Here is a 23,732-nt window from a genome sequence, read left to right as displayed (position 1 = left end):
GTGACCAAGTCGGAGCTGATCGCCGCCTTGGCGGCCCGCTATCCTCAGCTGGCCGCCCGCGACACCGATTACGCGGTCAAGACCGTACTTGATGCAATGACCCAGGCCCTGGCCTCGGGTCAGCGCATCGAGATCCGCGGTTTTGGCAGCTTCTCGTTGTCGCAGCGGTCTCCCCGTGTCGGGCGCAACCCGAAATCCGGCGAACAGGTGCTGGTGCCTGGAAAACAGGTGCCGCACTTCAAGGCGGGCAAGGAATTGCGCGAACGGGTAGACCTGGTCGGCGGCAATGACGAGGACGCTCAATCCTCTGGATCGAGTGAGTCGATGCCGTCGATGGCAGGCCTGCACGCCATGCATTGACGCGTCGGCCAAGCAAAGGCTGCCTTCGGGCAGATCGGACCGCGGACAAAGCCCCTTGAGAAATCAAGGGGCTTTGTTTTTTGTCGGCAGGCAAGCGCGACGCGTGGGGGCTTTTTTTTCGCTGGGGCGAGAGAGGTCGCTTACAATTGAAGGTCTTGAATTATCTGGAGCATGCGCCATGCGCTATCTTGTCTGGGCCCTGCGATTGCTCGTGTTCGTTGCGGTATTGATGTTCGCCTTGAAGAACACCGATCCGGTTGCTGTGAAGTTCTATGCCGATTACGTCGTTCAGGACGTCCCGCTGATTGTCGTCATGCTGGTCGTATTCGTGCTCGGAGCCCTGTTCGGCCTGCTGCTTACCGTGCCCGCCGCCGTGCGCCGCCGCCGCGAAGCCATCCGTCTGCGTCGCGAACTGGATCGTATCCAGGCCGCAGTGAGCGGCAACACGCCCGTCGTGCCGCCGGAGGCCGTTGCTCCGATGTCGCCGCTGTGACGCCGTTGTGCCGTCCGCGCGTCCCCTTTTTTGCACCGAATTACCGCATGAGCCCAAATAGTGGATTTTGAACCTTGGTGGTTGATTTTCGTGCCGGTGCTGTTCGCGCTTGGCTGGCTGGCCGCGCGCTTCGATATCCGGCAAATGCTGCGGGAAACCCGCAGCCTCCCGGACTCCTATTTCCGGGGGCTGAACTTCCTGCTCAACGAGGAACCGGACCGCGCCATCGATGCCTTCGTCGAAGTCGCCAAGCTGGACCCTGAAACCACCGAGCTGCACTTCGCGCTTGGCAGCCTGTTCCGCCGCCGCGGCGAGATGGAACGCGCCATCCGCGTACACCAGAGCCTGCTGAACCGCTCGGACCTGCCTGTCGCCGAGCGCGAGCACGCACAGCATGAACTGGCGCAGGATTTCCTGAAGGCTGGCATGCTCGACCGCGCCGAAAGCGGCTTTGAACAGCTCAAGGACACGCGCTACGCCTTGCCCGCGCTGCGCTCCCTGATCCGCATTTTCGAATCGGAACACGACTGGCCGCGCGCCATCGAGGCCGTGAAGACGCTGCAGGGCCTGGTCGACGAACCGGTCCCGCAGATCGTGCATTACTACTGCGAGCAGGCGCAGACCGCCCTGACGGCCAAGCCGGCCGACATCGAGGCCGCGCACAAGGCGCTGGACGCCGCCGACCACGCCCTGTCGACCACGGACGCCGCCTCGAGCAAGGGCGCGATGGTGCGCACCGCCATGCTGCGCGCGCGCCTGGCCCTGATCGAACAGGACCCCAAGCGCGAAAGGCTGTACCTGGAATCGGTCATGACCGATGCCCCCGAATACGCCGGGCTGGTGGCGGAACAGCTGCTGGCCAATTATCGCGCCGCCAACCAGGCGCAGGCCGGGCTGGAGTTTCTGCAAAAGCAGTACGGGCGCCATGCCTCGCTGGACCTGTTCAACGTGGTGTTCCGGGAACTCAGGGTGCAGCAGGGCGCCGCGCCGGCCTGGGCCTTTGCCCGGGGTGCGCTGCGCAGTCATCCCTCGTTGCTGGGCCTGGACCGGCTGCTTGAGGCCGAACTGGCCAATGGCGAGGGCGATTCCGACCACGGTCCGGTGCCGGGCGCCGATCTGACCTTGCTGCGCAGCCTGATCCACAAGCACACGCAACGGCTGGATCGTTATGCATGCCGCAGTTGCGGTTTTCAAGCGCGTCGCTTTTACTGGCAGTGCCCGGGCTGCAACGCCTGGGAGACCTATGCGCCGCGCCGTCTGGAAGAACTTGAATGAACTCTTTTCCCGCCGAAGCCATCTCGCGTAGCCGCGTCCTCGTGGTTGGCGACGTGATGCTGGACCGCTATTGGTTTGGCGAAGTAGAACGTATCTCGCCCGAGGCGCCGGTGCCGGTGGTGCGCGTTGCGCGCCGCGAGGACCGCCTGGGCGGCGCCGCCAACGTGGCGCGCAACGTGGCCGCCCTGGGCGGCCACGTCACCCTGGTCGGCGTATTGGGCGAGGACGAGGCTGGCGACAGCGTCAGGCGCCTGGCCGCCGAGGCCGGCATCCAGGCCGACCTGATCGCCGACGACTCCCTGCACACCACGCTGAAGATGCGCGTGCTGGGGCGCCAGCAGCAGTTGCTGCGGGTGGATTTCGAGCAGCATCCTGGCCAGGCCGCCCTGGACAGCGTGGACGCCGCGCTGGCCCGCCATCTGGCCAATCACGATATCGTCGTGCTGTCGGATTACGCCAAGGGTGTGCTGACCCGCGTGGAGTCCCTGATTTCCCTGGCGCGCCATGCCGGCATCCCCGTGCTGGTGGACCCCAAGGGCGATGACTATTCCCGCTATCGCGGCGCGACTCTGGTTACGCCCAACCGCTCGGAAATGCAGCAGGCCGTGGGCCGCTGGAATTCCGAGGCCGAATTGACCGATCGGGCGCAGCGCCTGCGCGCCGACCTGAACCTGGAGGCCTTGCTTGTGACGCGTTCCGAGCAGGGCATGACTTTGTTTACCGATGCGGGACGCGACCACACCGATGCGCAAGCGCATGAAGTGTTCGACGTATCCGGCGCGGGCGATACCGTGCTGGCCACGCTGGCGGTCTCGCGCGCCATCGACTTGCCGTGGGCCGAGGCAATGGGCTGGGCCAACAAGGCCGGCGGCATCGCCGTCGGCAAGCTGGGCACGTCCATCGTCACCGCCGCGGAATTGGCAGGAGAATCCTCATGATCGTCGTTACCGGAGCCGCGGGCTTCATAGGCAGCAACCTGGTGCGTGGGCTTAACCGCCGCGGCATCGAGGACATCATCGCGGTCGATGATCTGACCGAGGGCGACAAGTTCGTCAATCTCGTCGATTGCAGGATCGCCGATTACATGGACAAGGACGACTTCCGCCGGCGCGTGGCCGACGGCAGCCTGCCCGAAGTGCGGGCCGTATTGCACCAAGGCGCCTGCTCGGACACGACCGAGCGCAACGGCCGCTACATGCTCGACAACAACTACCGCGTCACGCTGGAGCTGTTCGAGTTCTGCCAGGCGCGCCGCATTCCGTTCCTCTACGCCTCGTCCGCCGCGGTGTATGGTGGCTCTTCGGTCTACGTCGAGCACCCCGACAACGAAGGCCCGCTGAACGTCTACGGCTATTCCAAGCTCCTGTTCGACCAGGTGCTGCGCAAGCGCCTGGACAGCCTGACGGCGCAAGTGGTGGGCCTGCGTTACTTCAATGTCTACGGCCAGCACGAACAGCACAAGGGCCGCATGGCCTCGGTGGCGTTCCACAACATGAACCAGTTCCTGGAACATGGCCACGTGCGCCTGTTCGCGGGCTGGGACGGCTATGTGGACGGCGGCCAGAGCCGCGACTTCATTTCGGTCGAGGACGTGGTCGCGGTCAACCTGCACTTCCTGGATCACCCCGAGCAATCCGGCATATTCAACTGCGGCACCGGCCGGGCGCAGCCGTTCAATGATGTGGCGGCCGCCGTGGTGAACACCTTGCGCGCCGAACGCGGCGAGGCCGAGCTGACGCTGGCGCAACTGGCGGAGCTGGACCTGATCCGCTATATCCCCTTCCCGGACGATCTCAAGGGCCGCTACCAGAGCTATACGCAGGCGGACGTCACCCAGCTGCGCGGCGCAGGGTTCACCGCGCCGATGCGCGATGTGCAGACCGGCGTGGCGGAGTACGTGCGCTATTGGCGCGCCCGCAGGTAGCCGCCGCGCAAGCCGGCCGTCTGAAAAGCCACCGTGGACACGGTGGCTTTTTTCTTACCCGCGTGCTTGCCGGGGTGGATGCTTTCGTTCACCGGAAAGGCGCATGCGCAGGCGCGCCGTGATGATGGGGACCTGGCGCGACAACCGTTGCGTCCGGTCTTCTCAGGAGAGTCAAATGAATCCGTTTGTCGAACACACCGTTGCCCGCGCATCGCCGCTGTCGCAATGGCGCAGGCCGCGCCGGGCGCCGGCATCCGATTGCCCCCGTGCCGGACGGCGCGCCTTGCGGCAGGCGCTGAACGTCCTGTTGCTGACGGCCGGCCTGGGTGTCGCGGCGCCGCCAGCCGGGGCGGTGGATGCCAACCAGGCCACCGCCGCCCAGCTTGAAGGCGTACGTGGAATCGGACCGCGTACCGCCGAGATCATCGTGCGGGAACGGGAGCGCGGCGGCGCTTTCGAATCGCTGGAGGACTTGAGCGAGCGGGTGCGCGGCATTGGCCAGAAAAAAGCCCAGGCCCTGCAGGCGGCCGGCCTGACGGTGGGCAGCCAGCCGGCCGCCGCCGAGCCGCCCGGCGCCGCGGCCACGACGGCCAAACCGGCGCAGGGCAGGTCCGTGGCCACCAAACCCGGGGCGTCCGCGGCGGCGCCCACCCGTGCCAAGCCCTGAAGACGGGCAGCGCTGGGAACCCCTGGCGCGAGCGCGGCTTTTGGCGGCGCCCGGCGCCGGGCAGAGTTATGATCGTCGGCATGACTACTACCTATCCCACTATCGAGCAAACCGTCGGCAACACGCCGCTGGTGCGTCTGCAGCGCATTCCCGGGGCCGCGGGCGCGGCGCGTGGCAACGTCATCCTGGCCAAGCTGGAGGGCAACAACCCCGCTGGCTCCGTCAAGGACCGTCCGGCCTTGTCGATGATCAAGCATGCGGAAGAGCGCGGCGACATCAAGCCGGGCGATACCCTCATCGAAGCCACCAGCGGCAACACGGGCATAGCGCTGGCCATGGCGGCCGCGATGAAAGGCTACCGCATGATCCTGATCATGCCGGACAACCTTTCCGTGGAACGCCGCGCGGCGATGGCGGCCTATGGCGCCGAACTCATCCTGACGCCGGCTGACAAGGGCGGCATGGAATACGCGCGCGACCTGGCCACCGAAATGCAGGCGGACGGCAGGGGGCTGGTGCTGGACCAGTTCGCCAACCCCGACAACCCGCGCGCGCATATCGAGACCACCGGCCCGGAACTCTGGAACCAGACCGATGGACGCATCACGCATTTCGTGAGCGCCATGGGCACCACGGGCACCATCATGGGCGTGTCCGCCTACCTGAAATCGCGCAATCCCGCGGTGCAGGTGGTGGGCGCCCAGCCGGCGGAAGGCTCGCAGATCCCGGGTATCCGCAAGTGGCCCGAGGCCTACATGCCCAAGATATTCGACCGCAGCCGCGTGGACGCCTACGAATCCATCGAGCAATCCGAAGCCGAGGTCATGGCACGCCGGCTGGCCGCCGAAGAGGGCATCTTTGGCGGCATCTCGTCGGCGGGGGCGCTGGTCGCTGCGTTGCGCGTCGCGGAACGCGTGAATGACGCGACGATCGTATTCATCGTGTGCGACCGGGGCGACCGCTACCTGTCCACGGGAGTCTTCAACTGACAATCCGGGCGGCGGCAGGCGGCTTTCCGCCATCCGCCGCCGCATGCCACGGCCGACAACCGCCCTGCGTGCTCGCCGGATGAAAAACGGCGCCCTGGCCTTCGCCGGGGCGCCGTTTTTCATGCTGGCGTCGGGTCAGCGCGTCACGCGGGCTTCGATCTCGGTGGCCAGGTCTGCCACGGAGGTTGCATAGAAATAGCTGCGGTTGTACTTGGTCAGCGCGAAGAAGTTGGGCGTGCCGACGCGATATTGCGCCGTGCCCCGTGCTTCTTCCACCAGGTCCACGACGCCCATGGGCTGACTGCCCCAGCCGTCGCTGGAGGCGCCCGGCTGCAGGCGCGCGCCGGCCGCGGAAAGCGAGTTCCAGCTTTGCTTGGGCTCCAGGCCGCCATCGACCAGCGCGGTCGGGTCCGCGGGCAGCGTCACCGGCGCAAACACCGGCAGGCCTCGTTGCCAGCCGTGCTGCGCCAGGAAGCTGCCCACGGACATGATGGCGTCCTGGGTATTGTTGGTGAGGTCGATATGGCCGTTGGCGTCGCCGTCGACCGCGTAGTGCATGACGCTGGTGGGCATGAACTGCGGCATGCCGATGGCGCCCGCATAGGAGCCGCGCGTCTCCAGCTCCAGCTTGTCCTTCATGACCAGCGTCAGGAAGTCGGCGAGCTGTCCGCGGAACATCGTGGCGCGCTCGGGCTTGGCGGGGTCCGGGTAGTCGAAAGCCAGGGTGGCCAGGGCGTCCAGCACACGGAAGTTGCCCATATTGCGGCCATACAGCGTTTCGACGCCGATGATGGAGGCGATGATGGGCGCCGGCACGCCGAAGCGCTGAGCGGCCTGGTTGAGCAGGTCGCGGTTCTCGTTGTAGAACTCGACGCCCCAACTGATGCGCTTGGGCTCCACGAAACGCGACCGGTAGGTCAGCCAGCTGCGCCAGATCTTCTTGCCGGGCGGGGACGGGGCGATCAGGCGCGCCACCGTGGCGTTATAGCGCGAGCCTTCCAGCGCCGAGACCATGGGCGCAAGCGGGAGCTGGCGTTCGACGGCCAGGTCTTCCACGAATGACCGGACTTCCGGGCGCAGGGCGCCGGATGCCGTCAGCGTGGCGGGCGCGTCATCCGGCAGCTCGGGGCCAAGTGTCGGCGTACTGGGTCCGATGCGGATGGGGGCGGTGCCCGAGGCCGGGGCGGTCTGGGCCGCGAGCGTGGTGGAGGGTGCGGTGGGGGCGGTAGTGGAGCACCCCGCCAGCAGGGCGGAAAGCGTTCCGAGTTGCAGTATTCGCCGACAGATGAACATAATCTTCCTTATGGAGACCATGTATCTTACCCACCCGGCATGCCGCTTGCATGAAATGGGCAGTTGGCATCCCGAAAGCCCGCAGAGGCTGGACGCCATTTCCGACCAATTGCTCGCCAGCGGATTGATGCCTTACCTGAACGACCGGCAGGCGCCCCAGGCGTCCCGCGACGAGCTGTTGCGCGTGCACACTGTCCAGTACCTGGACAGTTTGCAAGAACATACGCCGGACCAAGGGTATTACCCGATAGATCCCGACACCCTGATGAATCCGCACACCTACGAGGCCGCCCTTCATGCGGCGGGCGCGGGCGTGGCCGCCGTGGATGCGGTGATGAAGGGCGAGGCCCGCACGGCATTCTGCTCGGTGCGCCCGCCCGGGCACCACGCGTGCCGGTCGCAGGCGATGGGGTTCTGCTTCTTGAACAATGTCGCTATTGCGGCGCGGCATGCGATGGATGCCCATGGCTTGAAGCGGGTGGCGATCGTGGACTTCGATGTCCACCATGGCAACGGCACCGAAGATGTGTTCGCGGGCGACGAGCGCGTGCTGATGTGCAGCTTTTTCCAGCATCCGTTCTTTCCCAACAGCGGTGTCGACCATCCGGCCGCCAACATGCTGAACGTGCCCGTGGCCGCCTATACGGCGGGCGCCGCGGTCAAGACTATCGTCACCGATACCTGGCTGCCCAGGCTGGAGGCGCACCGCCCCGAACTGATCCTGGTTTCGGCCGGATTCGACGCCCACCGCGAGGACGACATGGGCCAGATGGGCCTGGTGGAAGCCGACTACGCATGGATCACGGAACGGCTTGTGGACGTTGCCGAACGTCACTGTCAGGGCCGGATCGTCAGCACGCTCGAAGGCGGTTACAACTTGTCGGCCCTGGGCCGTAGCGTGGTTGCGCATATACGGGCGCTGGCGAAGCTGTAGAATCAGGAAAAAATTGTGCAATGCGATCCCGGCGCATGCCGGGTCATTATTTCCATTTGGAGGCAGCGGGATGAAGGTGTTGGTACCTGTCAAGCGCGTCGTTGACTACAACGTCAAGGTGCGCGTCAAGTCTGATCAGACTGGCGTGGATATCGCCAATGTGAAGATGTCCATGAACCCCTTTGACGAAATCGCCGTCGAAGAAGCCACCCGCCTGAAGGAAAAGGGCGCGGTCGCTGAAGTCGTGGCGGTTTCTTGCGGCGTTGCGCAATGCCAGGAGACCCTGCGCACCGCCATGGCCATCGGCGCCGATCGCGGCGTGCTGGTTCAGACCGATGCCGAATTGCAGCCCCTGGCCGTGGCCAAGCTGTTGAAGGCGCTGGTCGACAAGGAGCAGCCGCAGCTCGTGATCCTGGGCAAGCAAGCCATCGATGACGACGCCAATCAGACCGGCCAGATGCTCGCCGCGCTGCTGGACTGGCCGCAAGCCACGTTCGCCAGCAAGGTCGAACTGGCCGACGGCAAGGTCACCGTGACGCGTGAAGTGGACGGCGGCCTGGAAACGCTGACGCTGAAGCTGCCCGCCATCGTGACCACCGACTTGCGCCTGAACGAGCCGCGCTATGTCACGCTGCCGAACATCATGAAGGCCAAGAAGAAGCAGTTGGACACCGTCACGCCGCAAGACCTGGGCGTTGATCCCGCGCCGCGCCTGAAGACGCTGAAGGTCAGCGAGCCGCCCGCCCGCAAGGCCGGCATCAAGGTGGCCGATGTCGCGGCCCTGGTGGACAAACTCAAGAACGAAGCGAAGGTGGTCTGATCATGACGACGCTGGTTATTGCCGAACACGATAACGCCCAGCTCAAGGGCGCAACCCTGAACGCCGTCGCCGCCGCCGCCAAGATCGGAGGCGACGTGCACGTGCTGGTCGCCGGCGCCAATGCGCGCGCCGTGGCCGATCAGGCCGCTGCCGCCGCTGGCGTGTCCAAGGTGCTGCTGGCCGACGCGCCGCAACTGGCCGACGGCCTGGCCGAGAACGTGGCGGCCCAGGTGCTGGCGGTGGCTTCGAGCTACAGCCACATCCTGTTCCCTGCCACCGCCTCGGGCAAGAACGTGGCGCCGCGCGTCGCGGCCAAGCTGGACGTGGCCCAGATCTCCGACATCATCGGCGTGGAATCGGCCGATACGTTCCAACGTCCGATCTACGCCGGCAACGCCATCGCCACCGTGCAATCGGCCGATGCCGTCAAGGTCATCACCGTGCGCACGACCGGCTTTGACGCCGTCGCCGCGCAAGGCGGTTCGGCCGCGGTGGAAGAGATTGCCGCCGTTGCCGACTCGGGCCTGTCCGCGTTCGTGGGCCGTGAAGTCGCCAAGAGCGACCGTCCCGAACTGGCCGGCGCGCGCGTGGTGGTGTCGGGCGGCCGCGGTCTGGGCAGCGCCGAGAACTTCAAGATCCTGGATCCGCTGGCCGACAAGCTGGGCGCAGCCCTGGGCGCTTCGCGCGCCGCAGTCGACGCCGGCTACGCGCCGAACGACTGGCAGGTTGGCCAGACGGGCAAGATCGTCGCGCCGCAGCTCTACGTGGCGGTTGGTATCTCCGGCGCCATTCAGCATCTGGCCGGCATGAAGGATTCGAAGGTCATCGTGGCCATCAACAAGGATCCTGAAGCCCCGATTTTCGGCGTGGCCGATTATGGCCTGGTCGGCGATCTGTTCCAGGTCGTGCCCGAACTGACAAGCGCGCTGTAAACCAGTCCGCGCAGGCAGTATGCAAGAACCCGCGAGCGACAAGCTCGCGGGTTTTTTTTATTTGGCGGTTCAAATTGAGTTAACGCGCTAAACCAAAATCTTTTGCTTTCCGATAGATTCTGATAATGTGTTTCGCGCGCAGCTTGCTTGTTGGCGCATGTGCTTGACCTGTACAGAACGAAGGAGATTCGGGATGGAATGGTTCTTTGACACACTACGAAAGTATCCGGAACTGGCGATTTTTCTGACTCTAGGCCTGGGATACTGGATCGGCGCCAAGAAGATATTTGGATTCAATCTGGGCGCGGTAACCGGGACTTTGCTGGTGGGCGTGCTGGTCGGTCAACTCGACATCACCATCGCCCCCATACTCAAGCAGGTGTTCTTCCTGCTCTTTCTCTTCGGTCTGGGCTACGGCGTCGGACCGCAATTCTTCCGCGGCATGAAAAGCGATGGCCTTCCTCAGGTCATTTTTGCCGTCATCATCTGCGTGATCTGCCTGCTGGTGACCTGGGCGACCGCCGTCGCCTTCGGCTTTGACGCCGGCACCGGCGCGGGGCTGCTCTCCGGCGCCCAGACCATTTCGGCGGTGATGGGCGTGGCGACCGACACGATCAACGGCCTGAGCATCGATGCCGCGACCAAGAAGCAATGGATCGACAGCATTCCGGTGGCCTACGCGGTCTGCTATATCTTCGGCACCGTGGGCAGCGCCTGGCTGCTGGCCTCGCTGGGCCCGAAGCTGATGCGCGTGGACATCGTGAAGGAATGCCAGGATTACGAGGCCAAGATGTCGGGCGGCGCGGATTCCATGGAACTGTCCGGCTATCGCAAGTTCACGGCCCGGGCATACCGGCTGGACAATGCGGAGTACGTCGGCAAGACAGTGGGCGAGCTGGAAGCGAAGTTTGTCGAAGCCCGGGTCTTTGTCGAACGCATCCGCCGCGGCGACCAGATCATCGACAATGACTCCACCACGACGCTGCAGGCCGGCGATGTGCTGGGCGTGACCGGGCGTCATGATGCGCTGGTCTTGCAGGCCGCCGGCATCATCGGCAGCGAGGTCGAAGACCGGGACGTGATCAACCTGCCCGCCGAGGTGATCGAGGTCGTGCTGACCAACAAGAACGTGGCCGGCAAGACGCTCAAGGAGCTGGCGGACAACGAGACCGTGCGCCAGCTGGGCCGTGGCGTGTTCCTGCGCAAGGTCGTGCGCGGCGGCCATGAAATGCCGGTCAACTGGGGCCTGAAACTGGACCGGGGCGACCGGCTTTTCGTTCTGGGGGCCAAGCGCGACGTCGAGCGGGTGGTGGGCAAGCTGGGGTACGTGGACCGTGCTACCAACCAGACCGACATGGTGTTCGTGGGCTTCGGCATCCTGCTGGGGGGACTGTTCGGCACGCTGGTGCTGACCGTGGGCGGGATCCCCATCACCTTGTCGACCTCGGGCGGCGCGCTGATCTCCGGGCTGATCTTCGGCTATCTGCGGTCCGTGCATCCGACCTTCGGGCGGGTGCCGGAGCCAGTGCACTGGTTCCTGACATCCGTCGGGCTGACCGCTTTCGTAGCGGTGGTGGGCATCGTGTCCGGACCGGGCTTTGTCCAGGGCTTCCAGCAATTGGGAGCGAAGCTGTTCATCGCGGGCATCATCGCCACCAGCGTGCCCATGATACTGGGCGTGTTCATCGCGCGGTACGTCTTCAAGTTCCATCCCGCCATCGCGCTGGGCGTCTGCGCGGGCGCCCGGACCACGACCGCGGCCATCGGACAGATCACCGAGACGGCGAAAAGCCAGGTACCAGCCTTGGGCTACACGGTGCCTTATGCGATCGGCAATACCCTGCTCATCATCTGGGGGATTGTGATCGTCATGCTCATGGCCTAGCAAGACGTCCCGCAGGCCTGATGGCTTGCGGGAAGGCATACAGCAAGCGCGGCAAGCGAACCGGCGCCTCCTCTTTGCAGGCGCCTGTCATAACGCAAATCAGGAGTACTGAAAAATGGCTTCCACCACGCCTCTCACCGTCAGCCTGGCCTCGGCCTTGAAAACAACCCGGTCGCACCAGCGCGACCTCGAGCAGCTTTCTCCGTTCGAACTGAAGGACTACCTGATCACGTTGGCCAAGGACAACCAGCAGACCTCTGCGTTGACCATGTTGAACGCCGGCCGCGGCAATCCGAACTGGATCGCCACGGAGCCGCGCGACGCCTTCTTCCTGCTGGGCCGCTTTGCCATGAAAGAGGCGCGCCGCGTACGCGACGACGTCATCCTGGCCGGCATGCCGGCCAAGAAGGGCTGCGCGGACCGGCTGCGTAAGTTCCTCGCCAAGCACAAGGGCGAAGAAGGCTACGATTTCTTGGTTGGTGTCCTGGAGTACGGCGTCAAGGTCAAGGGCTTTGATCCGGACGAATGGATACACGAATTGACCGACAGCATCATCGGCGACCACTACCCCGTGCCGCCGCGCGCGCTGGTGCATCTTGAACAGATCGTGCATGACTACCTGATCAAGGAAATGTGCGACGGCCGTCCGCCCAAGGGCAAGTTCGACCTGTTCCCGGTCGAAGGCGGCACCGCGGCCATGTGCTATATCTTCGATTCGCTGATGCAGAACGGCTTGCTGAAGCAGGGCGACACCATCGCGCTGTTCCTGCCGACCTTCACGCCCTATATCGAGATCGCGCACCTGGAGCGCTTCCAGTTCAAGATCGTCGCCATCAACGCCAACAGCATGCGCGCCGACGGCACGCATGATTGGCACTACCCGGCCTCCGAGATCGCCAAGCTGGAGAATCCCAAGATCAAGCTGGCGGTCACGGTGAATCCGAGCAACCCGCCGTCCGTGGCCTTCAGCCCGGTCGAGATGAAGCAGATCGTGCGCCTGATCCGCAAGAACCCGGACCTGGTGCTGGTGACGGACGACGTGTACGGCACCTTCGTGCCGAATTTCCGTTCGTTGATGGCCGAAGTGCCGCACAACACCATCTGCGTATATTCGTTCTCGAAGAATTTCGGTTGCACGGGCTGGCGCCTGGGCGTGATCGCGACCCATGAGTCGAATACGATGGACCGGCGCATCGCCGAGCTCCCAGCATCATGGAAAAAGCGCCTGGACAAGCGGTATGGCGCCATGACGATGGAGCCCGAAAAGCTCAAGTTCATCGACCGGATGGTTGCCGACAGCCGCAATGTAGCCTTGAACCATACGGCAGGGCTATCGCTGCCGCAGCAGGTGCAAATGGGGTTCTTCGCGCTGTCCCACCTGCTGGATCTGAAGGACGCCTACAAGCACCTGACCATGGAGATCGTGCGGGGGCGCCGCGATGCGTTGTGGCGCGGCCTGGGCATCCCCTTGCCGCCGGAAGATCCGATGCGGGGCTGGTACTACGTGGAACTGGACTTCATGGTCTGGGCCAAGGTCATGTACGGGGACGCCTTCTGCAAATACATGACCAGCAACTACGAGCCCGTGGACTTCCTGTTCCGCCTGGCGGAGAAGTCGGGCGTCGTGCTGATGGACGGCGGCGGCTTTGGCGGTCCGCCGTGGTCGATCCGCATTTCGCTGGCCAACCTGGACGACGCCGACTATGCCAAGATCGGCAAGTACATGGTCGAGTCGGCCGCCGAGTACGTCGAGGCATGGAAGGCATCCGAGCTGGTGCGTTCGGGCCCGACGGCGGGCAAGGGCCAGACGGTGAAGGCGTCGGCGGCCAAGAAGCGCGTCGCGGCTGGCAAGACCGCAGCCAAGAAGGCGGTGAAGACGGCCGTCAAGAAGGCCGACACCGCGGCCAAGTCCGCCAAGAAGCCAGCAGCCGGCAAGTAGGTAAACACAGGGCGACATGACCTCATGACATGCTCCGTCGGGTTTTTCAATAGCGTCCCCATCGCGGTTCTGTTCGTCACGGTGGGTTTGGGATACCTGATCGGCAAGTTGAAGGTAGGGCCGATCCAGCTGGGCGGGGTGTGCGGAACGCTCATCGTCGCCCTGCTGATCGGTCAGACAGGTTGCCAGATGCGTGGCGACTTGAAGGAGGTCGCGTTCGCCCTGTTCATCTTTGCCATGGGCTACTCGGGCGGCCCGCAGTTCTTCGCCAACCTCAACCGGTCCAGTCTGCGGTATATCGCGCTGCCCATCATCGAGGCCCTGCTGGTGCTGTCGATCGTGCTGGCGGCGGTGCCGATGTTCGGCCTGGATGCCGGCACCGCGGCGGGCCTGGCGGCGGGCGCGGCGACGGAGTCCGCGGTGGTGGGCACGGCTGCCGAAGCGCTCAAGCACCTGGGCCTGCCGGACGCCGAAGTGCAGCGCATGGAGGCCAATATCGCCACGGCCTACACGCTGACCTATCTGGTCGGCCTTATCAGCATCGTGTTCTTCACCAGTCAGGTGGCGCCGGCGCTTCTGCGCATCAATCTGCGGGAGGCGTCCAAGGCGCTGGAGGAAAAACTGGGCGTGGCTCCGGGCGAGGGCGAGGAATCCAATCTTCCCACGCTGCCCCGCCTGGTCGGGCGCGCCCACGTCGTCAAGGAAGTGGACGGCAAGACCGTGGCCGACGTGGAAGCGCAGCTGGGCGGCCGCACGGTGATCAGCCGCATCCTGCGCAACGGCGAGGCGGTCGACGCCACCCCGGAGGACGTGATCGCAACCGGTGACATTGTGGTTGTGCTGGGCCTGCGCCGCTTCGCGTTGCGCGCGGGCTCGCTGATCGGCCCGGAGATCCAGCTGCCCGAGGCGCATGCCGACGACCTCCAGCTGAGCGAGCTGGCTGTCGTGGTGAGCAAGAAATCCATCAACGGGCGCACGGTGGGGGAATTGGCCAAGCGGCCCGGCGCCCGGCGCGCTCGCGGCGTGTTCCTGCAATCCATCGTCCGGTCCGGCCATGAGCTGCCGCTGACACCGGCAACGGTGGTGCAGTACGGCGACCTGGTGACGCTGGTCGGCGCCGAACCCGAACTGTCCGAGGCCGGTGCTGCGCTGGGCAATGAGCTGCGCCGCAGCGGCGTGACCGACCTGGTGTTCCTGGCGTTCGGCATCGTCGCCGGCCTGATGGTGGGCAGCCTGAGCGCGCGGCTGTGGGGCATCCCGGTCTCGCTGGGCAGCGGGGGCGGAGCGCTGGTAAGCGGCCTGGTGTGCGGCTGGATCAACGCCAAGCGGCCGGCTATCGGCCACATGCCGGCCCATGCGGTGCAATTGCTGAAGGACCTGGGGCTGGCGATATTCGTGGCGTGCGTGGGCCTGTCGGCCGGACCCGACGCCATCTCCCTGATCCGCGAGCATGGCGCGGTGTTGCCGTTGATAGGCCTGCTGGTGTCGCTGGGACCGGCATGCCTGTCGCTCTGGGTGGGCCACAAGATCCTGAAGATCGAAGGGCCGCTGCTGGTGGGCGCCATCGCCGGCCAGCACGTCAGCACCCCGGCCATCAGCGCCATTTTGACGGCCAGCGGCAGCGCCGTGCCACTATTGGGCTATACAGTCACCTATGCCATTGCCAACGTGCTCCTGCCTGTGCTGGGGCCGATCATCGTATCGTTGGCGTATCACCTGAGTTAGCGAGACACCATGCCCTATGTAACCCCGTTGCAGGACTTCCGCTTTGCCTTGAAGGAATTGGCCGGGCTGGAAGATATCCTGAAACTGCCCGGCTTCGAAGAAGTGACGCCCGATCTGGTGGATGCCATCCTGGAAGAGAACGGCCGCTTCGTCGAGCAGGCGGTGGCGCCGTTGAATGTGCCCGGGGATACCCAGCCGCCGGTCTGGAACGACGGGCGGGTCACGACGACGCCAGGCTACGCGCAAGGCTTCAAGGACTACGCGGCGGGCGGCTGGCAGGGCTTGCAGCATCCTCAGGCCTGGGGCGGGCAAGGCCTGCCCAAGCTGGTGGCGGCGGCGCCGGGCGAGAACATCCAGGCGGCCAGCCTGGCGTTTTCCTTGTGTCCCATGCTGACCGACGGTGTGATCGAGGCGATCCTTACGGTCGGCTCCGATGCGCAGCGCAGGCAATATGTGCCCAACCTGATCGGCGGCAAGTGGACGGGCACGATGAACCTGACCGAGCCGCAGGCAGGCTCCGACCTTGCTCAGGTCGCCACCCGTGCGATCCGGCAGGACGACGGCAGTTATCGCCTGTATGGACAGAAGATTTTCATCACGTATGGCGAGCATGACCTGGCCGAGAACATCATCCATCTGGTGCTGGCCCGCACGCCGGATGCGCCGGCGGGCGTGAAGGGCATTTCGCTCTTCATCGTGCCGAAGTTCCTGGTGGAGGCGGACGGCGGGTTGGGCAAGCGCAACGACGTCTGGTGCGCGTCGCTGGAGCACAAGCTGGGTATACACGGCAGCCCGACGGCGGTGCTGCTGTATGGCTCGGGCAAGGGCGAGGCCGGCGAAGGCGCGATCGGCTACCTGATCGGGGAGCAGAACCGCGGGCTGGAATACATGTTCATCATGATGAACGCCGCCCGCTATTCGGTGGGGCAGCAGGGCATCGGCGTATCGGAACGCGCCTACCAGCACGCGCTGGCGTATGCGCGCGACCGCGTGCAGGGCCGCGCGGTGGAGGGCTCGGCGGGGCCCGTCGCCATTGCGCGCCACCCCGACGTGCAGCGCATGCTGCTGACGATGAAAGCCCTTACCGAGGCCGCGCGCGCCGTGTCCTACGTGACGGCCGCCGCGCACGACAAGGGCACGCATCACCCGGATCCCGAGCAGCGCTCGCGCAACCGGGCCTTCTACGAGTACATGGTGCCCATCGTCAAGGGCTATTCCACGGAGTCCGCGGTGGAGGTCGCGTCGCTGGGCATCCAGGTGCACGGGGGCATGGGCTACATCGAGGAAACCGGGGCGGCGCAGTTCTATCGCGATGCCCGCATCCTGCCCATCTATGAAGGCACCACGGCGATCCAGGCCAATGACCTGGTCAGCCGCAAGACGCAGCGCGATGGCGGCGCCACCGCCTACGCCGCGATCGCGGCGATGCGCGAGACGCTGCGCGCGGTCGAGTCGGAATCGACGAGGGCGGCGGCGCCCGAACGCGACGCCCTGCGGCTTTTGCGCGACAACCTGGACGGCGCCATCCAGGCGTACGAGGCGGGTGTAGGCTTTATCCTGGAGCAGTCGGCCGCGAACATCCGGGCGGTCTACTCCAGCAGCGTGCCTTATCTGATGCTGGCCGGCGTGGTCCATGGCGGCTGGCAGATGGCGCGCGCCGTGCTGGTCTGCCGCCGGAAGCTGGCGGCGGGGTCCTCCGACCCGTTCTGCCGGGAGAAAATCGCGACCGGATTGTTCTATGCAGCGCATATCCTGCCGCGCTCGCTGGCGCTGTCCGCGGCCGTGCGCGCCGGGGTGGTCGCGGAGGCTTGCGGGGCGGCTGCGAATATTGCATAAGGTTATATGACTTGCGTATTTCCTCGTCTAAAGGTTTGATGGAAGAATCGTTTCATACGCGGTAATCTCCGCCGAAGCGCTGCCCTGCGCTGCCTTCCATAACGGTCTGGCAGCCAGTCCTCCAACTGAATCCGCATACAGGAGACACCATGAGTCAACTACGCCTGGGCGATACCGCCCCTGATTTCGAACAGGAATCCTCGGCTGGCCCAATCCGCTTCCATGAGTATCTGGGCAATAGCTGGGGGGTGCTGTTCTCGCATCCGGCCGACTTCACCCCCGTTTGCACGACTGAACTGGGCTACACCGCCAAGCTGGCCGACGAGTTCGCCAAGCGCAACGTGAAAGTCCTGGCCCTGTCGGTGGATGGCACCGATTCGCACACCAAGTGGATCGAGGACATCAACGACACGCAGTCCACCAAGGTCAATTTCCCGATCCTGGCCGACAAGGACCGCAAGGTCTCCGAGCTCTACGACATGATCCATCCCAACGCCAGCGCCACGGCGACCGTGCGTTCGGTCTTCATCGTCGACCCGAACAAGAAGGTGCGCCTGACCATCACGTATCCGGCCAGCACCGGCCGCAACTTCAACGAAATCCTGCGTGTGATCGATTCCCTGCAGTTGACCGACAGCCACAGCGTGGCCACGCCGGTGAACTGGGAAGACGGCGACGACGTGATCATCGTCCCGTCCCTCCAGGACGAGGCCGTGATCAAGGAGAAGTTCCCGAAGGGCTACAAGGCCGTGCGCCCGTACCTGCGCATCACGCCGCAACCGAATAAGTAAATGCAGAAAATTGGGGGTGGGCCCCCATTGCACTGATGGCTTTCGGGCTGTCATCGCCGCCGCTTTCCCCATAGGGAAATGCGGCGGTTTTTCATTGTTGGGACGGCGATCCTATATGCCTGAGAGCGATGAGCAATCAAAAAATGATTCGTTCCGTTCAGAACGGCCTGCCCGCAAACTTGCTTCCACATTGCCGAACACAGGGAGCAAGGAATGTCTTTCAGGAAAGCCGGTTGGTTGGCCGCCTTGGCCGCAGTGACAGTTTCACTTGCCGCGATCTCGCCGGCACAAGCCCAGCAAAAGCAAACGCTGCTGAACGTGTCTTACGATCCGACGCGCGAGCTGTACCGCGCCATCGATGAGGCCTTCGTCAAGCAATACAAGGAAAAGGCGAACGTCGACCTGACGATCCGCCAGTCGCACGGCGGTTCCGGCCGCCAGGCGCGCTCGGTCATCGACGGGCTGGAAGCCGACGTGGTGACCCTGGCGCTTGCCTACGACATCGACGCCATCGCCGACCGCGGCCTCTTGCCCGAGAACTGGCAGGCGCGCCTGCCGCAGAACAGCTCGCCCTACACGTCCACCATTGTGTTCCTGGTGCGCAAGGGCAACCCCAAGCAGATCAAGGACTGGGACGACCTGATCAAGGACGGCGTGCAGGTCATCACGCCGAATCCCAAGACCTCGGGCGGCGCCCGCTGGAACTACCTGGCCGCCTGGGCCTATGCGCTGGAAAAGAACGGCGGCAGCGAAGACCGCGCCCGCGCCTTTGTTGGCGACCTGCTGAAGCATGTGCCCGTGTTGGATACGGGGGCGCGCGGCGCCACCACGACGTTCGTGGAGCGCGGCGTGGGCGACGTCCTGCTGGCGTGGGAGAACGAGGCCTTCCTGGCGCTCGAGGAACTGGGTCCGGACAAGTTCGACATCGTGGTGCCGTCGCTGTCCATCCTGGCCGAACCGCCGGTGGCCATCGTCGACAAGATCGTGGACAAGAAGGGCACGCGCGACGCGGCCCAGGCCTACCTGGAGTTCCTGTACACGCCGGCCGCGCAGGAGATCATTGCCAAGAATTACTACCGGCCCTTGGACAAGACGGTTGCCGCCAAGTACGACAGCAAGTTCCCCAAGGTCAAGCTCGTCACCATCGACGACAAGATCTTCGGCGGCTGGCGCAAGGCGCAGAAGGACCACTTCAGCGACGGCGGCACCTTCGACCAGATCTACCAGCCGCAGAAGAAGTAATCGGACAAGAATCGGACGACGGCCATGACTACCGCCTCGAACCCGACGGCAAACGGCGCGCAAGCGCCTTTTGCCGTTCGGCGCAACAGCCCGGGCGTGCTGCCCGGATTCGGCATTTCCATGGGCTACGCGGTGTTCTACCTGAGCGTGCTCGTGCTTATTCCCCTGGCTGCCTTGCCCATCAAGAGCGCGGGGCTGGGATGGCAGGGTTTCTGGGATGCCGTGACGGCGCCGCGGGTGCTGGCGTCCTATCAGCTGACGTTCGGCGCGTCGCTCATCGCGGCGCTGGTGAACCTGGTGTTTGGCACTGTCGTCGCCTGGGTGCTGGTGCGCTACCGTTTTCCCGGCAAGAAGATCCTGGACGCGCTGGTCGACCTGCCGTTCGCGCTGCCGACCGCCGTGGCGGGCATTGCGCTGACCGCGCTGTACTCCCAGAAAGGCTGGCTGGGCGGACCCTTGTCCGAATGGTTTGGCCTGAAGGTGGCGTTCACGCCGCTGGGCATCGTGATCGCGCTGATCTTCATCGGCGTGCCTTTCGTGGTGCGTACGGTGCAGCCAGTGCTTGAGGACGTGGAGCGCGAAATCGAAGAGGCCGCGGCCAGCCTGGGCGCGAACCGCTGGCAGACCATCCGCCGGGTGCTGCTGCCGGCCCTCCTGCCCGCGCTGATGACGGGTTTCGCGCTCGCGTTTGCGCGCGCGGTGGGCGAATACGGATCGGTGGTGTTCATCGCCGGCAACATGCCCATGGTGTCCGAAATCACGCCGCTTCTGATCATTTCCAAGCTGGAGCAGTTCGACTACGCGGGCGCGGCCGCCATCGCGACCGTGATGCTGGTCCTGTCGTTCGCGCTGCTGCTGATCATCAATCTGTTGCAGGGCTGGCAGGCGCGCCGTGGCCTGGGGAGGCTGTCATGAGCGCATCGGATCGTCCCGCCCACCTGACCGAGCCGCGCTGGGTGCGCGGCGTGCTGCTGTTCGTCGCGTTGGCATTCCTGACGCTCTTTCTGCTGGTGCCGCTGGCGGCGGTGTTCGCCGAGGCCTTCAAGAAGGGGTGGCAGTTGTACCTGGACGCCATTGTCGAGCCGGACGCGCTGGCGGCCATCCGCCTGACGCTGCTGGTCGCGGCGATCGCCTTGCCGGTGAATTTGGTGTTCGGCGTTGCCGCCGCCTGGGCCATCACCAAGTTCCAGTTCCGCGGCAAGCAGTTCCTGATCACGCTGATCGATCTGCCGTTCTCGGTGTCGCCGGTGGTGGCCGGCCTGGTGTTCGTGCTGCTGTTCGGCACCCAAGGCTGGTTCGGCGGCTGGCTGCAGGCCCACGACATCAAGATCGTCTATGCCGTGCCCGGGATCATCCTGGCGACGCTATTCGTCACTTTCCCTTTCGTGGCGCGCGAACTCATCCCCTTGATGCAGGCGCAGGGCAGCGAGGAAGAGCAGGCCGCGCTGACGCTGGGCGCCAGTGGCTGGCAGATCTTCTGGCGGGTGACCTTGCCCAACATCAAATGGGGCCTGCTGTACGGGGCCATCCTGTGCAATGCGCGGGCCATGGGCGAATTCGGCGCGGTGTCGGTGGTGTCCGGACAGATCCGGGGGCTGACCAACACGATGACGCTGCATGTGGAGATTCTCTACAACGAGTACCAGTATTCAGCGGCGTTCGCCGTTGCCTCGCTGCTGGCCTTGCTGGCGCTGGTGACCCTGGTGGCGAAGAACGTGGTCGAGTGGCGCAATGCGCGCCTGATGCAAAGCGCCGACCAGCCGGTCGAGTATCCCGGCCCGGCAGTGGCTATCAAGCCGGCTGTCGCCTGACGCGACCGGCCAGGCAAGGAGACAAGCATGAGTATCGAAGTTCGCAATCTATCCAAGCGGTTCGGACAGTTCCGCGCGCTCAACGACGTTTCGCTGCATATCGAGACGGGCGAGCTGGTGGCGCTGCTGGGGCCGTCGGGCTGCGGCAAGACGACGCTGCTGCGCATCATCGCGGGACTGGAGGCGGCCGATTCCGGCAGCGTGCTGTTCGCGGGCGAGGACGCCACGTCCGTGCACGTCCGTCAGCGGCAGGTCGGATTCGTGTTCCAGCACTATGCGCTGTTCAAGCACATGACGGTGTTCGAGAATGTGGCCTTCGGCCTGCGCGTCAAGCATCGTTCGCAGCGTCCGTCCGAAGATCAGATCAAGCGCAAGGTGCATGACCTGTTGAGCCTGGTGCAATTGGACTGGCTGGCGGACCGTTATCCGGCGCAGCTGTCGGGCGGGCAGCGCCAGCGCATCGCCCTGGCGCGCGCGCTGGCCGTCGAGCCGCGGGTGCTGCTGCTGGATGAGCCCTTTGGCGCGCTGGACGCCAAGGTGCGCAAGGAGCTGCGCCGCTGGCTGCGCCGGCTGCATGATGAACTGAACGTGGCCAGCGTGTTCGTCACGCACGACCAGGAAGAGGCGCTGGAGGTGTCGGACCGCGTGGTGCTGATGAACGCGGGCCGGATCGAACAGGTGGGCACGCCGCGCGAGGTCTGGGAAGGTCCGGCCACGCCGTTCGTCTACGGCTTTCTGGGCGACGTGAACCAGCTGCAGGGCGTGGCCACGCGCGGTGTGTGGGAAGGCGCCGGCCTGTCGCTGCCGGCCCCCGAACTGGAGCAAGCCGACGCCCAGCGCGCCACCGCCTATGTGCGGCCGCACGAATTCGAGATCGAACGCTATCGCGCGGATGCCGATGGCATTCCGGTGCGCCTGTCGCACGCCTTCCTGGCCGGACCCAGCGCATACCTGGAACTCGCCCGCCAGGATTCCGATGCCCTCCTTGAGGCCGAAGTGCCGGAGTCCCTGTACCGGGAACTGGATCTGCGCGACGGCGAAATCCTTCTGGCGCGTCCCCGGCGGGCGCGCATCTTCGCGGTGCAGCCATGACGTCGACCGATCTGTCCTCCGACCTCGACGCCGCCCTGGCGGTTCGCTGGCGCGACCTGACAGCGCGCCTGGCCGATATCCAGCGGCGCTATCCGGACGCCGCGCTGGCGTCTTCGCTGGCGGCCGAGGATATGGTGCTGACGCACGCCATCTATGACGCGAGCCTGGATCTTGAAGTGTTCACCCTGGACACGGGCCGGCTGCATGCCGAGACGCTGGGCGTGCTGGACGCGGTGCGCGAACGCTATGGGCGCGAGGTCACTGTGTACCGGCCGGTTGCGGCCGCGGTGGAGCAGCATGTGGCCGAGCATGGCGCTTTCGCTTTCTATGAAAGCGTGGAGCTGCGCAAAGCCTGTTGCCAGATCCGCAAGGTCGAGCCGCTCAGGCGCGCGCTGTCGGGCCGCGGCGCCTGGATCACCGGACAGCGGCGCGCTCAGTCCACGACGCGCGGCGAGTTGCCGGAGGAAGAGGACGACAAGACGTTCGGCCTTCACAAGTTCAACCCGCTGGCCGATTGGAGCGAGGAGGACGTGTGGTCCGCCATCCGCGCGCTGGGCATTCCGTACAACCCGCTGCATGACCAGGGCTATCCGTCGATCGGCTGCGAGCCCTGTACGCGCGCGATCCGTCCGGGCGAGGACCTGAGGGCAGGGCGCTGGTGGTGGGAGTCGTCGGATTCCAAGGAGTGCGGCCTGCATGCGGGCAACCGGGTCATCAGTATCGTGGCGCGCGGCGATTGACGCCGGCCACCCATTCGAAATCTGTTTTAAGGGAATACCTATGTCTGCTGTGATCCAACGCAGCCACCTGGATTGGCTGGAATCGGAAGCGATATTCATCCTGCGCGAGGTGGCCGCCGAAAGCGAAAAGCCCGTGCTGCTGTTCTCGGGCGGCAAGGACTCCGTGGTGCTGCTGCGCCTGGCCGAGAAAGCCTTCCGGCCGGGACGCTTTCCGTTCCCGTTGATGCACATCGACACCGGGCACAATTTTGACGAAGTGATCGCTTTCCGCGACGCGCGCGCGGCCGAGCTGGGCGAAACCCTGATCGTGCGCAGCGTCGAAGATTCGATCAGCCGCGGCAGTGTCGTGCTGCGGCGCGAAACCGATTCGCGCAACGCGGCGCAGGCAGTGACCTTGCTGGAGGCGATCGAGGAATTCGGCTTTGACGCCTGCATAGGCGGCGCCCGTCGCGACGAGGAAAAGGCGCGCGCCAAGGAACGCATCTTTTCGTTCCGCGACGAATTCGGCCAATGGGACCCCAAGGCCCAGCGCCCGGAGCTGTGGAGCCTGTTCAACACCCGCGTGCATCGCGGGGAGAACATGCGCGTGTTCCCGATCTCGAACTGGACCGAGCTGGACGTCTGGCAATACATCCAGCGCGAGCAGCTGGCGCTGCCGCCGATCTACTACACCCATGAGCGCGAGGTGGTGCGCCGCAAGGGCCTGCTGGTGCCGGTCACGCGGCTGACGCCGCCTCAGGAGGGCGAGCAGGTCGAACGCCTGTCCGTGCGCTTTCGCACGGTGGGCGATATTTCCTGCACCTGCCCTGTGGCCTCCGACGCGGCCGACACTATGGCCATCATCGCAGAGACCGCAGTGACCGACATCACCGAGCGCGGCGCCACGCGCATGGACGACCAGACTTCCGAGGCCTCGATGGAGCGCCGCAAGAAGGAAGGCTATTTCTGAATGCACGATGCGCCGGCGCATGCCGGCGCAAGGGG

Annotated in this window: 22 protein-coding genes; 21 read left to right on the top strand and 1 reads right to left on the bottom strand. The window is 65.1% G+C overall.

From position 1 onward, the window contains the following. The 7 genes from HLG70_RS14380 (at nt 1) to cysM (ending at nt 5,708) form a co-directional block, all read left to right on the top strand. Nucleotides 1–360 (top strand): integration host factor subunit beta, encoded by a 360-nt coding sequence (locus HLG70_RS14380; RefSeq protein ID WP_171663396.1) that lies wholly within the window; start codon nt 1–3, stop codon nt 358–360. 178 nt (nt 361–538) lie between these two features. After that, nucleotides 539–853 carry a LapA family protein gene (locus tag HLG70_RS14375; RefSeq protein WP_171663395.1) on the top strand — a complete coding sequence of 105 codons (315 nt, stop codon included), beginning with the start codon at nt 539–541 and terminating at the stop codon, nt 851–853. A gap of 60 nt (nt 854–913) precedes the next feature. Then, nucleotides 914–2,128 carry a lipopolysaccharide assembly protein LapB gene (lapB, locus tag HLG70_RS14370; RefSeq protein WP_171663394.1) on the top strand — a complete coding sequence of 405 codons (1,215 nt, stop codon included), beginning with the start codon at nt 914–916 and terminating at the stop codon, nt 2,126–2,128. Then, entirely contained in the window at nt 2,125–3,066 is a 942-nt protein-coding gene (rfaE1, locus tag HLG70_RS14365) for a D-glycero-beta-D-manno-heptose-7-phosphate kinase (RefSeq protein WP_171663393.1), read from the top strand. The genes lapB and rfaE1 overlap by 4 nt, the downstream gene beginning before the upstream one ends. Then, a complete protein-coding gene (gene rfaD / locus HLG70_RS14360; RefSeq protein WP_171663392.1) occupies nt 3,063–4,052 on the top strand; it encodes an ADP-glyceromanno-heptose 6-epimerase in 990 nt (329 codons plus the stop codon). The genes rfaE1 and rfaD overlap by 4 nt, the downstream gene beginning before the upstream one ends. Nucleotides 4,053–4,227: 175 nt before the next feature. Next, the gene (locus HLG70_RS14355) at nt 4,228–4,719 is read left to right on the top strand and encodes a ComEA family DNA-binding protein (RefSeq protein WP_171663391.1); all 492 of its coding nucleotides are present in this window, start codon (nt 4,228–4,230) and stop codon (nt 4,717–4,719) included. Between the two features lie 80 nt (nt 4,720–4,799). After that, entirely contained in the window at nt 4,800–5,708 is a 909-nt protein-coding gene (gene cysM / locus HLG70_RS14350) for a cysteine synthase CysM (protein WP_171663390.1), read from the top strand. 135 nt (nt 5,709–5,843) lie between these two features. Here cysM and mltB read toward each other — a convergent pair whose 3' ends face one another. Continuing rightward, on the bottom strand, nt 5,844–7,001 hold the full coding sequence (gene mltB, locus HLG70_RS14345) for a lytic murein transglycosylase B (RefSeq protein WP_171663389.1): 1,158 nt from the start codon (nt 6,999–7,001) through the stop codon (nt 5,844–5,846). A gap of 10 nt (nt 7,002–7,011) precedes the next feature. Here mltB and HLG70_RS14340 point away from each other — a divergent pair, with 10 nt between their 5' ends. From HLG70_RS14340 to cysD, 14 genes are all read left to right on the top strand, one after another. Further along, nucleotides 7,012–7,935, top strand: a complete 924-nt coding sequence (locus tag HLG70_RS14340; RefSeq protein WP_171663420.1) for a histone deacetylase family protein — start codon at nt 7,012–7,014, stop codon at nt 7,933–7,935. A gap of 70 nt (nt 7,936–8,005) precedes the next feature. Continuing rightward, the gene (locus HLG70_RS14335) at nt 8,006–8,755 is read left to right on the top strand and encodes an electron transfer flavoprotein subunit beta/FixA family protein (protein WP_008164052.1); all 750 of its coding nucleotides are present in this window, start codon (nt 8,006–8,008) and stop codon (nt 8,753–8,755) included. A 2-nt stretch (nt 8,756–8,757) separates the two neighbouring features. Then, nucleotides 8,758–9,687 (top strand): electron transfer flavoprotein subunit alpha/FixB family protein, encoded by a 930-nt coding sequence (locus HLG70_RS14330; RefSeq protein WP_171663388.1) that lies wholly within the window; start codon nt 8,758–8,760, stop codon nt 9,685–9,687. 193 nt (nt 9,688–9,880) lie between these two features. Continuing rightward, nucleotides 9,881–11,572, top strand: a complete 1,692-nt coding sequence (gene aspT / locus HLG70_RS14325; RefSeq protein ID WP_171663387.1) for an aspartate-alanine antiporter — start codon at nt 9,881–9,883, stop codon at nt 11,570–11,572. 115 nt (nt 11,573–11,687) lie between these two features. Continuing rightward, complete coding sequence (locus HLG70_RS14320) at nt 11,688–13,511, top strand: bifunctional aspartate transaminase/aspartate 4-decarboxylase (RefSeq protein WP_171663386.1); 1,824 nt, start codon at nt 11,688–11,690, stop codon at nt 13,509–13,511. 24 nt (nt 13,512–13,535) lie between these two features. Further along, the gene (gene aspT / locus HLG70_RS14315; RefSeq protein ID WP_171663385.1) at nt 13,536–15,236 is read left to right on the top strand and encodes an aspartate-alanine antiporter; all 1,701 of its coding nucleotides are present in this window, start codon (nt 13,536–13,538) and stop codon (nt 15,234–15,236) included. A gap of 9 nt (nt 15,237–15,245) precedes the next feature. Further along, nucleotides 15,246–17,072, top strand: coding sequence for an acyl-CoA dehydrogenase (locus HLG70_RS14310; RefSeq protein ID WP_171663384.1), 1,827 nt, complete (start codon nt 15,246–15,248; stop codon nt 17,070–17,072). A gap of 149 nt (nt 17,073–17,221) precedes the next feature. Continuing rightward, a complete protein-coding gene (locus tag HLG70_RS14305) occupies nt 17,222–17,863 on the top strand; it encodes a peroxiredoxin (RefSeq protein WP_171663383.1) in 642 nt (213 codons plus the stop codon). A gap of 213 nt (nt 17,864–18,076) precedes the next feature. After that, nucleotides 18,077–19,105, top strand: coding sequence for a sulfate ABC transporter substrate-binding protein (locus tag HLG70_RS14300; protein WP_171663382.1), 1,029 nt, complete (start codon nt 18,077–18,079; stop codon nt 19,103–19,105). Nucleotides 19,106–19,129: 24 nt separating this feature from the next. Further along, the gene (gene cysT, locus HLG70_RS14295) at nt 19,130–20,020 is read left to right on the top strand and encodes a sulfate ABC transporter permease subunit CysT (protein WP_171663381.1); all 891 of its coding nucleotides are present in this window, start codon (nt 19,130–19,132) and stop codon (nt 20,018–20,020) included. Next, complete coding sequence (gene cysW, locus HLG70_RS14290) at nt 20,017–20,916, top strand: sulfate ABC transporter permease subunit CysW (RefSeq protein ID WP_171663380.1); 900 nt, start codon at nt 20,017–20,019, stop codon at nt 20,914–20,916. The genes cysT and cysW overlap by 4 nt, the downstream gene beginning before the upstream one ends. Before the next feature lie 27 nt (nt 20,917–20,943). Beyond that, nucleotides 20,944–22,008 carry a sulfate/molybdate ABC transporter ATP-binding protein gene (locus tag HLG70_RS14285; protein WP_171663379.1) on the top strand — a complete coding sequence of 355 codons (1,065 nt, stop codon included), beginning with the start codon at nt 20,944–20,946 and terminating at the stop codon, nt 22,006–22,008. Then, nucleotides 22,005–22,748: a phosphoadenylyl-sulfate reductase gene (locus HLG70_RS14280; RefSeq protein ID WP_171663378.1), complete on the top strand. Its 744-nt coding sequence runs from the start codon at nt 22,005–22,007 to the stop codon at nt 22,746–22,748. The genes HLG70_RS14285 and HLG70_RS14280 overlap by 4 nt, the downstream gene beginning before the upstream one ends. Before the next feature lie 40 nt (nt 22,749–22,788). After that, nucleotides 22,789–23,697 (top strand): sulfate adenylyltransferase subunit CysD, encoded by a 909-nt coding sequence (gene cysD, locus HLG70_RS14275; RefSeq protein WP_171663377.1) that lies wholly within the window; start codon nt 22,789–22,791, stop codon nt 23,695–23,697. Nucleotides 23,698–23,732 lie beyond the last annotated feature (35 nt).

This window comes from Achromobacter deleyi (assembly GCF_013116765.2).
In the GTDB taxonomy this organism is placed as follows: Bacteria; Pseudomonadota; Gammaproteobacteria; order Burkholderiales; family Burkholderiaceae_B; genus Achromobacter; species Achromobacter deleyi_A.
Note: the sequence above shows the minus strand (reverse complement) of the source record. Positions and strands in the feature narration are given on the sequence as shown.

Coding starts and splice junctions, on each gene's coding strand:
- HLG70_RS14375 (WP_171663395.1), top strand. CDS start 539: ATGCGCTATCTTGTCTGGGCCCTGCGATTGCTCGTGTTCGTTGCGGTA.
- rfaE1 (WP_171663393.1), top strand. CDS start 2,125: ATGAACTCTTTTCCCGCCGAAGCCATCTCGCGTAGCCGCGTCCTCGTG.
- rfaD (WP_171663392.1), top strand. CDS start 3,063: ATGATCGTCGTTACCGGAGCCGCGGGCTTCATAGGCAGCAACCTGGTG.
- HLG70_RS14355 (WP_171663391.1), top strand. CDS start 4,228: ATGAATCCGTTTGTCGAACACACCGTTGCCCGCGCATCGCCGCTGTCG.
- cysM (WP_171663390.1), top strand. CDS start 4,800: ATGACTACTACCTATCCCACTATCGAGCAAACCGTCGGCAACACGCCG.
- mltB (WP_171663389.1), bottom strand. CDS start 7,001: ATGTTCATCTGTCGGCGAATACTGCAACTCGGAACGCTTTCCGCCCTG.
- HLG70_RS14340 (WP_171663420.1), top strand. CDS start 7,012: ATGGAGACCATGTATCTTACCCACCCGGCATGCCGCTTGCATGAAATG.
- HLG70_RS14335 (WP_008164052.1), top strand. CDS start 8,006: ATGAAGGTGTTGGTACCTGTCAAGCGCGTCGTTGACTACAACGTCAAG.
- HLG70_RS14330 (WP_171663388.1), top strand. CDS start 8,758: ATGACGACGCTGGTTATTGCCGAACACGATAACGCCCAGCTCAAGGGC.
- aspT (WP_171663387.1), top strand. CDS start 9,881: ATGGAATGGTTCTTTGACACACTACGAAAGTATCCGGAACTGGCGATT.
- HLG70_RS14320 (WP_171663386.1), top strand. CDS start 11,688: ATGGCTTCCACCACGCCTCTCACCGTCAGCCTGGCCTCGGCCTTGAAA.
- aspT (WP_171663385.1), top strand. CDS start 13,536: ATGACATGCTCCGTCGGGTTTTTCAATAGCGTCCCCATCGCGGTTCTG.
- HLG70_RS14310 (WP_171663384.1), top strand. CDS start 15,246: ATGCCCTATGTAACCCCGTTGCAGGACTTCCGCTTTGCCTTGAAGGAA.
- HLG70_RS14305 (WP_171663383.1), top strand. CDS start 17,222: ATGAGTCAACTACGCCTGGGCGATACCGCCCCTGATTTCGAACAGGAA.
- HLG70_RS14300 (WP_171663382.1), top strand. CDS start 18,077: ATGTCTTTCAGGAAAGCCGGTTGGTTGGCCGCCTTGGCCGCAGTGACA.
- cysT (WP_171663381.1), top strand. CDS start 19,130: ATGACTACCGCCTCGAACCCGACGGCAAACGGCGCGCAAGCGCCTTTT.
- cysW (WP_171663380.1), top strand. CDS start 20,017: ATGAGCGCATCGGATCGTCCCGCCCACCTGACCGAGCCGCGCTGGGTG.
- HLG70_RS14285 (WP_171663379.1), top strand. CDS start 20,944: ATGAGTATCGAAGTTCGCAATCTATCCAAGCGGTTCGGACAGTTCCGC.
- HLG70_RS14280 (WP_171663378.1), top strand. CDS start 22,005: ATGACGTCGACCGATCTGTCCTCCGACCTCGACGCCGCCCTGGCGGTT.
- cysD (WP_171663377.1), top strand. CDS start 22,789: ATGTCTGCTGTGATCCAACGCAGCCACCTGGATTGGCTGGAATCGGAA.